The sequence below is a fragment of the Cupriavidus sp. 2TAF22 genome (assembly GCF_052115045.1).
GTDB lineage: Bacteria > Pseudomonadota > Gammaproteobacteria > Burkholderiales > Burkholderiaceae > Cupriavidus.
On the sequence record NZ_JBFRFX010000013.1, the window covers coordinates 1 to 11,308 of the forward strand.

The window sequence follows — 11,308 nt, forward strand, 5'->3', positions numbered from 1 at the left end:
ACGGGCTGGTCGTGGACGCGCTGCCGGACAATGCGCGCATCGTCTATGTGACGCCCTCGCACCAGTTCCCGCTCGGCATGGCGATGAGCCTGGAGCGCCGGATGGCGTTGCTGGAATGGGCCCAGCGGCGCGGCGCGCTGGTGGTGGAAGACGACTACGACGGCGAATTCCGCTTCATGGGCCGGCCGATGGAGTCGCTCAAGAGCCTGGACAACGCCGGCGTGGTGGCCTACGTGGGCAGCTTCTCCAAGACCATCTTCCCCGAGCTGCGGATCGGCTACGTGATCCCCCCGGCCCCGCTCGGCAACGCCATGCGCCGCGCCAAGCAGGCGGGCGACTGGCACAGCTGCACCATGACCCAGACGGCGCTGGCCAAGTTCATGCTCGACGGCTACTTCGCCAAGCACCTGCGACGCATGCACAAGGAATACGCCGCGCGCCGCGAGGCCCTGCTCGCGCACCTAAACGGCCCGCTGGCGCCGTGGTTCACGGCCCATGCGCCAGCCGCGGGGATCCACCTGGCCGCCCACCTGAAGACGGGCGAGGACGAGCGCGCGCTGATCGTGCGCGCCGCGGCGGCCTCGATCGGCCTGTACGGCATCTCCGGCATGTACGCCGGGCGCCAGGCCGAGCCGGGGCTGCTGTTCGGCTATGGCGGCATCGGCGTCGCCGACATCCATGCCGGCATGGAAAAGCTGGCCGGCGTGATGGCGGCGTGATGGCGGCGTGAGGGCGGCCGGCACGTGGTCCGTGTACCGCCCGGCCGCGCCACTGGTTACCTCAAATTACAGAAAACTGGCTCTTTTGAATAGCCAGTACGCGTCCTAATCTTGTTCCTGTCGCGCCCCATCCCGGCGGCGCAAACGAGGAGCAAAGCATGGAACAACGTCTCGACTTCTACAAAGCCAGCCCCGCCGCCATCAAGGCCCTGATCGGCCTGGAAGAGCGCATCGCCAAGAGCGGGCTGGAAAAACCGCTGGTGGAACTGGTGCGCCTGCGCGCCTCGCAGATCAACGGCTGCGCCTACTGCGTCGACCTGCATACCACCGACGCGCGCAAGGGCGGCGAAGACGACCGCCGCCTGGCCACCCTGTCGGTCTGGCGCGAAACCCCGTTCTTCAGCGAGCGCGAGAAGGCCGCGCTGGCCTGGACCGAGGCCGTCACGCTGGTCTCCGAAAGCCATGTGCCCGACGCTGCCTGGGACGCCGTGCGCCCGCACTTCGACGATGCCGAACTGGTCGACCTGACACTGCTGATCTCCGCCATCAATAGCTGGAACCGCTTCGCCATCTCGTTCCGCAAGCTGCCGGCCTGAGCGGGAGACGCCGATCATGACCCGTTCGAACAGCGGGCGGGCGATGCCCCGCCTCATCATCGCCGCCTTCGTGCCGGCCATGCTGGCCCTGGCCGGCGCCGGCCAGGCCCGCGCCCACACGCCGGACGGCAAGCCCGGCCACGCCGAGGAAAGCGTGCAGCCGGTAATGAAGCAGGCGATTCCGGAAGCAGGCGGCAAGAACGTGCTGCTGGCCACGGTCACCTTCGCGCCCGGCCAGGAATCCACGCCGCACGTCCATCCAGGCTCGATCTTCGCCTACGTGCTCGAAGGCTCAGTGGTGTCGCAGCTCGGCGGCGAGCCGGCCAAGACCTACGCCAGGGGCCAGAGCTGGTACGAGCCGCCCGGCGCGCAGCACCTCGTCACGCGCAACGCCAGCAAGACCAGGCCGGCCAGGTTGCTGGTATTCGCCATCGCCGCCGAAGGCGAGCCGATCAAGCGCCCGCTACCTCAGTAAGCCGCGGGAACGGGCTGCGCGCGGGGGAGCCGCCGTCCGGCCCATCACGCCCGCGCATCGCTTGCCTGCCGCCCTCGCCACGCCTAGGCGGGCGCGCGGCGGAACGCGATACCGAAGCGGTTCAGGCTATTGACCGCCGTGACCAGCAAGGTCAGGTCCACCATCTCCCGCTCGGAAAACTGCGGCCGCACCGCATCCCAGACCTCGTCCGGCACATGCGTGTCGGCCACGCGCGTCACCGCCTCGGCCCACGCCAGCGCCGCCCGCTCGCGGTCGGTATAGAGCGTCGTCTCGCGCCACACTTCCAGCAAATCGATCCGTATCGCCATCTCGCCGTCCTTGCGTGCTCGCGCGGAGTGCAGATCGATGCAATAGGGGCAGCCGTTGATCTGCGATACCCGCAGGCGCACCAGGTCCGCCAGCGAATGCTCGAGCCGGTAGCGCTCGCTGCGCCGGTCGAGGCGAAGCAATAGTTCGGTGCTGGTCCGGTTGGCCCGGTAACTGTCGAGGCGCAATGCCATCCCTGTCTCCCCTGCGCGGCCCGGCCGGACGGCCGGACCCATGGCACAGCCTAGTTTCGGCTGGCCGCGTCGACAATAGCCATTTGGTGGCCATTTGGTGGCCATTTGGGGTAGCCAGTGCCAGCTGCCCGCGGCACCGCCGCCCGGCAGGCGGCGCCGGCTAGGCGGGACCGTTCTCGCCGGGCACCGCCGGCGCGGCGCGCGCCTTGCGCGTCACGCTCTTGACGGGAATGCCGACCACCGTGTCCGCGCCGTCGGGGCCAAGCGCCCGGCTCAGCGCCGCGGGCTTCTCCACCAGGTCTTGCAGGCTATAGGAGTCCAGCACTTCGAAGTAGGCCCGCAGCGCCGCGGAAAGCACCCCGCGCAGGCCGCACACGCGCGTGATCACGCAATGGTTGTCGTCGCCCTGGAAGCACTCCACCAGGCTGAAGTCCGACTCCATGGTGCGGATCACCTCCCCCACGTTGATCTCGGCCGCGGGCCGGCCCAGCTCGATGCCGCCCGCGCGCCCGCGCACGGTGTGCAGGAAGCCAGCCTGCCCAAGCTTCTGCACGATCTTGATCAAGTGGTTCTTGGGAATGTCGAACGCATCGGCGATACGCTGGATGGTGACGAGCTCGCCCGGGTAGACCGCGACGTAGATCAGGGTCCGCAGACTGTAGTCGGTGTAGTCGGTCAGTCTCATGGAAAGTGCTCCTCCGCCGTGCGGATCGTGATGCGATTTGCGTGGCAGCCAGGAAGCGCCTGCTGCGGGCGTTGCGCCCTCGGGTGACGGCAGGCGCAGTCTAACATGGACACTTCATGCATCTTTTGCAATGCCGCAAATTTATGTTGCACAGCAAATGCATGTTTAATAAAATGGGTTCCAGGGCGTCGCGAACAGATCGAGATCGCACGCCACCACCGCCCAACGTTGCGGACCCATTCGTCTTATTTGTTGCATTAACTGTATATCTTTGGAGGTTGCCGTGCTGTCCGAAAAATCGAGACCCCTGATCGATGCGAGCGTACCCGTCCTGCGGGAACATGGCCTTGCCATTACCACCACGTTCTATCGCAATATGTTCGCCGACAGGCCCGAGCTGACCAACCTGTTCAACATGGGCAACCAGGCCAATGGTTCGCAGCAGCAATCGCTCGCCTCCGCCGTGTTCGCCTATGCCGCCAACTATGGCGACAACAGCGCGCTGGCCCCCGTGGTCAGCCGCATCGTGCACAAGCACGCCTCGGTCGGCATCAAGCCCAGCCACTACGCCGTCGTCGCCCGCCACCTGATCGGCGCCATCGGCGAAGTGCTTGGCGACGCCGCCACGCCCGAACTCGTCGCCGCCTGGGACGAAGCCTACTGGCTGCTCGCCGCCGAACTGATCGCCGCCGAGACCCGCCTGTACGAGCGCGCCAACACCGGCCCCGACCATCGCCAGCCGGTACGCATCATCGCCCGCGAAGAACAAAGCGCCGACATCACATCCTTCACCTTCGAAGCCGTCGGCGGCACCACGCTGGTCGACTTCCTGCCCGGCCAGTACATCTCCGTGGTGGTGGAACTGTCGCACGGCGTCTTCCAGCAGCGCCAGTACAGCCTGTCCGACGCGCCCAACGGCCGCACCTGGCGCATCTCCGTCAAGCGCGACCGCGGCGACGGTGCCGACCTGCCCGCCGGCGCGGTCTCCAGCTGGCTGCACGACAACGCCAAGGTAGGCGACGTCCTGATGGTCAGCCAGCCCTTCGGCGACTTTGCGCCCAGCATCGAGCCCAGCACCCCGATCGTGCTGCTCTCCGCCGGCGTCGGCGTCACGCCCATGATCTCGGCGCTCAACGCCGTCGCCCAGCGCAACCCCGCCCGCAAGGTCGTCTTCGGCCACGCCGCGCGCATGGTCTCGCACGTCGCCCATATCAAGGACGTCAGGCACGCCGCACGCCAGTTGCCCCAGTTGCGCACGCACTTCTTCCTGGAATCCGGAGAGCAAGCCGAGTTCCTGGCCCAGCCCGCCCTGCCCGGCCGCATGGACATCGACGCCATCTTCGCCGGCGACGACCTCGCCGACGCGGACTTCTACCTCTGCGGCCCGCTGCCCTTCATGCAGGCGCAACGCGCCGCGCTGGAAGCGCGCGGCGTGAAGGCCGAGCGCGTGCACCGCGAGGTGTTCGGGCCGGATCTGCTGGACGGGTTGTTGTAAGGGGATGGCCCGGGCCGATGCTGGCGATGGCCGGCTACGGCGCGCAGGCAATTTTCGGAACGATCCAGGCGGCGAATCAAAATTTTCCGACCATCTGCCCGGGGCATCCAGCATCTAATCGGGAGACCAGAGGACACCAAGCCAGATCTCCCGATGCGAACACTTACCAGACTTGAGAACTACCAGGACGACGCCGGCAACACAGTACGCTACGAGAAGACCTTGGATCGCGGCGTCAAGGTCCTGTTCAGGGGACAGCACAATACGCTGGTCGTCAAACCTGACGCCCTGCTGCCGGGTCTGACGATCATGTTTGACTGCGATCATGGGTACTGCGAAATAGGCAACAACGCATTCAAAGGAACAATCCGCGTCGGACACTACAGCAAGGTCGCCATAGGCGACCACGTCACGTGTACTTCGGACTGCTATATCTCGACCGCCGAGTATGCAACCGTTGCCATTGGCAATGACTGCATGCTCGCCTCCGGCATCGAGATCCGGGCCGACGACGCGCACCCCATCTTCGATGTCGATAGCGGCGAGCGTATCAACCTCCCGCGCCCCATCCACATAGGCGACCATGTGTGGCTGGGCGCGCGCTCCGTGGTTCTGGGCGGCGCGCAGATCGGAGACGGAAGCGTCATCGGGCTGGGTAGCGTGGTCAAGGGCACGATCCCGAACAACTGCGTGGCGGCGGGTATCCCCGCCAAGGTCATTCGCCGCAACTGCGCCTGGGAGCGACCCCACCTGACCCTAAGCAAGCCGTACTACAAGCCGAATGTGCATGCCGTCGACAAATCTCCATAGTGGCATCGCACCAAGGACGATTGAGGCGGGCGCCGTTGTCCTTCTTACGGCGTGCCGGCCAGCGGGGTCTTCACCAAATGAACCAGGCCCCCGCTCGTGAACAGGCGCAGCAAATGCGTACCGGCGGGTCCTTGCACATCGACCTGCGCAGCCGACATCATCGCGCTGGTTCGCGTCACGCCCTGGCAATGGATCCGCAGCGACACCCTGTATTCGCCCGCAGGCACCTCCGCCAAGTCCACGCCCTTGTGCTGGTAGGTGCAGAACCAGCCCTTGTCGTAGTTGACGAAGCCGCCATCATAGAGTTCGCGTGTCAAGCCCGGCCGATTGGCCTTGGCAAGCGGAATCTCGATGTCGCCAGGGCCGCCGTGGAGTATCAGAAAAGAAGATATGTCCTGGTACTCGCCACAGCTAAGGCCACGCAGCACGGCGACACCTTCGGGAAATAACCTGCCGCCCTCGATGCGGACGCGCCGCAGCGCGGCGATCGGCGTCACCTCCGGATACGTCGGTGGCCCGGCATCGTCTCCGATCATCTCCGTATAACCAAAGCGCGGTACGGCGCCCGCCGCCAGGCTGTAGAAGATGCCGAGCAGCAGCGGGACATTATGCTGGGTGACCTGGTTGTGCTCGCGCACCAGGCGCGAACGCGAGACCAGCAGGTTGAAGTTCGAGCATCTGACAAAGCCGCCCAGGTTCGGCACGATTTCCGCGGCGAACTGCGGGTCGGACGGCGAGGTCAGCAGGTAGACGTTCTTGTTGTCGCAGGCGGCGCCGGCGAGCGCCTCGGGCAGCAGGCGATCCAGCACCCGGACCTTCTCCTCATCCGCCTCCCCCATCATATGGGCGGCCACGACGGGCCAGTTGCGCGCGATATACGACCCGATCCGAAACTGCGGCACGGTGGCAACAATGTTGTCGAACCCGTGCTTCATGCCGAAGTACAGGGCGGCTGAGCCTCCCTTGGAAAATCCCGCCAGCGTGCACTGGTTCTTCGTGAGCCCAAGCTCGTCGAGCACGGCGTCGATCAGCGCGAATACCGCCGCCTCGATGCTGAAATCCATGTCCTTGCACACGTAGTACGCACAATGGCCGTCAAACTGGTCCTTGATCCACAATACGTCGGCCGGACAGTCCTGCAACGCGTGCTCGAAATCATAGGTGAACTCGCCAAGCCCGAAGCCGGAAAACACCACGATGAGATGCCTGGCATCGTACTTGCGGCGCTTGCGCCTGAAGGTGACCTCGATGCCGTCCACCATGCGCTTCTGCTCTTTCATGTCCTGTCCTCGCAAAGTTTCCAGTTCCTCCCACAATTCCACTACGCCGCCATCCCGGCTCGCACGCTCTGGCGGCCGCTGCCGGATCGAGTCATCCCGCGGCAGCGCCTCCCGGCTGCCGGACGCTTCCCGCCCCGGACTTGCGCCATGTCGCCTTCACGCCCGTTTCATCGCGCTCAACAGGTTGGAGGCGTTGAGCTGGTCCCAGCTGTGCGCGGGTGCCTCGTCGGCGTGAAACCTGAGCAAGGCAGACCAGCTTGCGGCCGCTTCGCTCCAGTTCCTCGTAAGCTGAGCGACTTCCGCGCGCAGCAGCCACTCCTGCGCGCAATTCGGTCCCCGCACTCCGCGCCGGCGCAGAACCTTCATGGCGTCCTCCACGCGACCGGTCATGCGGTATGCCCGCGCCAGCCGGTACGGTGCCACCTCGGGCCCGTCGAGCAGCGACTTCCAGACCGCGACCGCACGCTCCCAGTCACGGCGGGCGAGAGCGAGTTCGCCGTCCTCCATCTGCATCGCCGCGCTATCGGGATAGTGCGCCAGCAGAATCGACAGCACCGCCCGCGCCTTGTCGAACTGATTCTGATAACGCAGCGCCCGCAGATAGGCACAGGCAACGGCTTCCGGCATTACCGCCGCGTCCGGGAACGCTTGTTCGAATCCCGCGACGGCCTTCGACCATGACTTGCGGTCGAATGCCAGCATCGCGCTTTCCAGCTGGCACACGGCGTCGCCCGGGGACTGTCTCTCGCCCGCCAGCAGCTGTGCCTGTGCCGCGTCCGGATCCCCCATGTTGCGGTAAGCCCGCGCCAGCAGCCCACGCAAGCCGAACGATTTGATCTCTGCATCGGCAAGCCCGTCGATCTCATTGCGCAAGCACGCTATGAGCGCGGGCCAGCGCTGTTGCTGCGCAAGCACACCAGCCTGGTTGCCAATCCGGAACGCCAGCGGCAAGCTCTCTGCGATCCCTGGCTCCCCCATCAGGCACGCCCAGCGCTCGCCACCGGGCGGAGCCAGCCGTGCCACCAGCCGCCATTCGTCCAGCGTCCGAGCTCGCGTGGCCTGCGGCGCGGCCAGCGCCTTCCATGCCTGCTCCGGCTTCCCGCCGGCCTCGTACGCCTGCGCCAGCCTGCAGGCAACGTCTTCCACGTCCGACTGCACCGCTTGCCAGGCCTCGACCGCCTCGTCCCAACGCTGCGCCGCCATGGCCACCTCGGCATGTTCGACACGCAGTGCGGCACTGTCGCGGCGCCGCGGCAGCAAGAGCGCCACTGCTTCACGCGCGGAATTGATCTTGCTGCTCTTGCGCAATGCCTGGACGTAGCGCACGGCAAGGCTGAGCGGCATGTCAGCAATGTCGGGGAAAGCCAGGGCGATCTGACGGGCAGCTTTCTCCCAGTTGCCCCGCACGCTGGCCAGGCGGGCGATCTCGCAGCGGCAGGCCGGATCGCTCGCGGTATGCTTTTCGTAGGCGACCAATTGCTGATGCGCGCGGTCGAAGTTCTTCTCGTGCCGGTAGGCCTGCGCAAGCACCAGATGGGGTTTGTAGCGCCGGAGTTCCGTGAGCGAGAATGCCGGCATTGCCGATCGCAGGGCCTCGGCCGCCTGCCGCCAGTCACCGCCCGCCGCGTGGGCCAACGCGCGGCACAGCAATTGCATGTGTGCAGAAAGCTGGCCATAGGCCGGGGAAGACAGAAGCCGGGCCGCCTCATGCCCCCGGCGTTGCGGCACATGGCAGATCAACAATCCGGCCAGTGCCGATGCATCGTCTGCGACCAATGCCTGCCACGCCTGCGCGGCGGACGCCCAGTCGTGTTCGGCGGTAAGCAGTTCCGCCCGCTCGCGCCGCCCGGGCGCTGAATGGATGGCATCGCCGGCGGAATCGGCCTCGATAACCGCTCGTGCCCGGCCCAGCTTGCCTTGCTCCCTGAGCGCCTGCGCCAGCGCTAGCCGTGCGGCGGCGCGCATGCTGCCGCAGTCGTGCTGTAGCAACGCCGACCAGCGTTGCTCGGCCAACCGCCATCGCCTGCCTGCGCTGGCCTGCGCGGCATAGCCCCGCAACGTGTGCGGATCGGCCTGCGCTTCGTCATAGGGCTGGTCCAGCGCCACCACCGCCTGATAAGTCCGCTCGCAGTTGCGGCCGTCCCGAAACGGAAAGGTCGCGTCGATCCGGGCGCTGACCTCCGGATCCGGCCGGCATCCGCTGGCCAGCATCCGTCCCAGTGCCTCAAGCAGCGCCGCCTCGCTGACGGCCACCGGGCCGAAGCCGTCGCGCCGATAGTCGAAGTAGCCCGGCGCATAGGTATGCAGGCCGGAAAATATCTCATCCTCGTCGAACTGGTAGTAGATGGTGGGCTTGCCCTGTACCGCCATGTCGAACGCGACCGAGGAATAGTCGGTGATCATGAGCGACGCCGCACCAAGCAATGGCTGGATGCCGGCGGCCGCATGCCCGATCACCTTGACGAAGGCGGGTATGTGGAATTGCGCCATGTACGGCTGGATATTGGCATGCGGGAAAAACACCACGGCGTAGCCATACTGCTCGCTGAGCCGGCGCAGCGCCTCGCTGCGCAGCAGGCCGCCCCATGCCCTGGCAAAGCGTGTCTCGGAAAAATCGTGATTGAGGCCACGCGCGCTGCCGGCCACGGTGGACTGGCCCACGACGCTTTTGCGCCAGGTCGGCATGATCAAGATCATCTTGTCCTCGCGCGCGCAGGACAACAGCTTGTCATGGCGCGGCAGCCCGGTCAGCACCACTTCCTTGCGTCCGTACTTATAGCGAGAGCCATCCCCGGCGATGGACTCGTACTCGAAGCGGCTCGTGGTGACGAAGCAGTCGATCCTGCGCTTGCGGTTCAGCCAGCCCGACAGGTCGTCCTTGATGACACCGTGCTGGAGAAAGACGAAATGCTTGCCGTCCAGCGTCTTCGGCCCGAGGTAGTCGGTGACGTAGACATCCGCGTGGGAACTGATCAGCTTGGCGCAAGTGCGCAGCGCCCGCTTGTGTTCCTCGCTGCCGAAGGCCAGGAGCCGGAACCCGTCCTGCTGCAGGCGCCGCCAGTCGTGCGAGTCCTTGCGCAACACGAAATAGGCTTCGCGCTCCGGGCGCGCGTGCAACAGATAACGGTAGAAATGCTCGGCATTGTCATCGGCCTGAATGTCCCGGTCCATCACCAGCCAGGCCCCGGCATAGGCGTTGCCGCTATCCGGCTTCGCCGCAGCCGCCGCGAAATGCTCAACGATGGCGCTTGCCGGCACGCCGTCGCGGTGCTGCGCACCAGCCAGGTTGATGCGCGCCTGCTGGTCGCCCACATGCAGCCTGAGCGTACCCGTATCCCGAGGCAGGTGGATCCACAACCGCCGCTCGCAAACGAAACTGCTGTTCACGAAGTCGTGCCCGACGGACTTGGCGAAGGCCGGAATCCGCTCCACGCCGTCCAGCGTGACGATCTCGACATCCTGCGCATGGCAGAAGTAACGGATCTGGACCTGCCTCTTGGGGGCATCGAACGATTCGACATAGGCGATCTGTTGCTGCGGCGGCAAGCCCTTGAAGCACGCAAGCATGCCCACCTTGTGATAGAACCAGCAGCCGGCCAGCTCGAAATCCTGGATGGTCTTTCTGTCGATATGGCGAAATACTGCGCGGACCAGTTCCTCGAAGCGCGATTTCTGCTCGGGCGAGAGGAACCCGACGACGTCGGGTCGATCGACTATCTGGCGGACATACCAGACCATGTCGTAGACGATCGTCCTCTGCACATGGACCGGAACATGGCCCAGTTCCCGCATGCAGGTTTCCAGCAACTTGAGATAGCCGTTCTGGAGCACGGCTCCGTAGCGGCCGGGATGGGTCCACGAGGAATCCAGCGTGGAGCTGCCGTCCTCGCGCTTGCGATAGTAGTAGATCGCTTTCGGCAGGAATCCCACCGTTCCTTGTCGCAAGCTGGCGAGGAACAGCCCGATAAAGAGGCCGTCCTCGAAGTTCGGCCTGACGGACTCGTCGAACGCCAACCCGGCTTTCCTGATGTCCTGTACCGAAAAGATCGACGAGCTTGCCGACAACTGGAAATTCTTCTTCAGGTCATGGTGGTCCAGTATCTGCTCGCCTGCGGCGAAGCGGTAGCGCAGCGGATGCGTGTCGCTGTATTGCTTCCCGCTCTCGTGATAGAAAACCAGGTTGCACGCGACCATCTTCACGCGGCTGTTGCGATGGCGGTGCAGAAAATCATCGGCTTCGAGAAAGAAGCGAGAATCGACGAAATCATCCGGATCGAGAAACGTCACCCAGTCCGTCCGGACATGCTGAAGCCCAAGGTTGCGGGCCGAAGCCTGGCCGCCGTTTTCCTTGTGGATGTAGCGGATGTTGCCCGGATACCGCCTGCGCCATCTTTCGATGCTCGTGGCGGAGTCGTCGGTCGAGCCGTCGTCCACCACGACCACATCGATATGGCGGATGAAGTCGAGTTCCTGATTGACCAGGCTGGCGAAATACTCGTCCAGGTACTTGCCCACGTTGTAGACCGCCGACACAACGGTGTACCGGTCGTGCCCGGGCTGGCGCCTCGGCTGCACGAGCCCGAGGTCCCGCATGTACTTGCGCATGCCGCGCGCCCGCTTCAGATACATGTCGACGAAAAACAACCTCGGGTCCCGCCGCAACTTCCTCAGTTTCCTATTGATCATTTCTCTTACTCAAGTCTTTCTGGCTTCCCCGCCGATGCCGA

Annotated in this window: 9 protein-coding genes; 5 read left to right on the forward strand and 4 right to left on the reverse strand. The window is 65.2% G+C overall.

Annotation, left to right across the window (positions count from 1 at the left end; all coding sequences use genetic code 11):
* The 3 genes from AB4Z48_RS16475 to AB4Z48_RS16485 all read left to right on the forward strand — a co-directional run.
* A partial coding sequence (locus AB4Z48_RS16475; RefSeq protein ID WP_441615750.1) for an aminotransferase-like domain-containing protein occupies positions 1-719 on the forward strand: 719 nt, incomplete at its 5' end.
* 158 nt (positions 720-877) lie between these two features.
* Positions 878-1,315, forward strand: a complete 438-nt coding sequence (locus AB4Z48_RS16480; protein ID WP_441615752.1) for a carboxymuconolactone decarboxylase family protein — start codon at positions 878-880, stop codon at positions 1,313-1,315.
* Positions 1,316-1,331: 16 nt separating this feature from the next.
* Positions 1,332-1,790 (forward strand): cupin domain-containing protein, encoded by a 459-nt coding sequence (locus tag AB4Z48_RS16485; protein WP_441615754.1) that lies wholly within the window; start codon positions 1,332-1,334, stop codon positions 1,788-1,790.
* 83 nt (positions 1,791-1,873) lie between these two features.
* On the opposite strand, the gene AB4Z48_RS16490 is transcribed toward AB4Z48_RS16485, so the two are convergent.
* Together AB4Z48_RS16490 and AB4Z48_RS16495 are read right to left on the reverse strand one after the other, a co-directional pair.
* Positions 1,874-2,311, reverse strand: a complete 438-nt coding sequence (locus AB4Z48_RS16490; RefSeq protein WP_441615755.1) for a carboxymuconolactone decarboxylase family protein — start codon at positions 2,309-2,311, stop codon at positions 1,874-1,876.
* Positions 2,312-2,471: 160 nt separating this feature from the next.
* Positions 2,472-2,996, reverse strand: a complete 525-nt coding sequence (locus AB4Z48_RS16495; protein ID WP_441615757.1) for an RrF2 family transcriptional regulator — start codon at positions 2,994-2,996, stop codon at positions 2,472-2,474.
* A gap of 283 nt (positions 2,997-3,279) precedes the next feature.
* Between AB4Z48_RS16495 and AB4Z48_RS16500 the strand changes: the two genes are divergently transcribed.
* Together AB4Z48_RS16500 and AB4Z48_RS16505 are read left to right on the forward strand one after the other, a co-directional pair.
* Positions 3,280-4,491, forward strand: a complete 1,212-nt coding sequence (locus AB4Z48_RS16500) for a globin domain-containing protein (protein ID WP_441615759.1) — start codon at positions 3,280-3,282, stop codon at positions 4,489-4,491.
* A 153-nt stretch (positions 4,492-4,644) separates the two neighbouring features.
* Complete coding sequence (locus tag AB4Z48_RS16505; protein ID WP_441615761.1) at positions 4,645-5,301, forward strand: acyltransferase; 657 nt, start codon at positions 4,645-4,647, stop codon at positions 5,299-5,301.
* Positions 5,302-5,345: 44 nt separating this feature from the next.
* Here the strand turns inward: AB4Z48_RS16505 and AB4Z48_RS16510 are convergent, their stop codons facing one another.
* The gene (locus tag AB4Z48_RS16510) at positions 5,346-6,581 is read right to left on the reverse strand and encodes a hypothetical protein (protein WP_441615763.1); all 1,236 of its coding nucleotides are present in this window, start codon (positions 6,579-6,581) and stop codon (positions 5,346-5,348) included.
* Positions 6,582-6,737: 156 nt separating this feature from the next.
* A complete protein-coding gene (locus AB4Z48_RS16515; RefSeq protein ID WP_441615765.1) occupies positions 6,738-11,267 on the reverse strand; it encodes a CDP-glycerol glycerophosphotransferase family protein in 4,530 nt (1,509 codons plus the stop codon).
* Positions 11,268-11,308 lie beyond the last annotated feature (41 nt).

Excerpts from the sequence above, each read along its gene's own strand:
- AB4Z48_RS16495 (WP_441615757.1), bottom strand. The coding sequence starts at position 2,996 with ATGAGACTGACCGACTACACCGACTACAGTCTGCGGACCCTGATCTAC.
- AB4Z48_RS16485 (WP_441615754.1), top strand. The coding sequence starts at position 1,332 with ATGACCCGTTCGAACAGCGGGCGGGCGATGCCCCGCCTCATCATCGCC.
- AB4Z48_RS16515 (WP_441615765.1), bottom strand. The coding sequence starts at position 11,267 with ATGATCAATAGGAAACTGAGGAAGTTGCGGCGGGACCCGAGGTTGTTT.
- AB4Z48_RS16505 (WP_441615761.1), top strand. The coding sequence starts at position 4,645 with ATGCGAACACTTACCAGACTTGAGAACTACCAGGACGACGCCGGCAAC.
- AB4Z48_RS16490 (WP_441615755.1), bottom strand. The coding sequence starts at position 2,311 with ATGGCATTGCGCCTCGACAGTTACCGGGCCAACCGGACCAGCACCGAA.
- AB4Z48_RS16510 (WP_441615763.1), bottom strand. The coding sequence starts at position 6,581 with ATGAAAGAGCAGAAGCGCATGGTGGACGGCATCGAGGTCACCTTCAGG.
- AB4Z48_RS16480 (WP_441615752.1), top strand. The coding sequence starts at position 878 with ATGGAACAACGTCTCGACTTCTACAAAGCCAGCCCCGCCGCCATCAAG.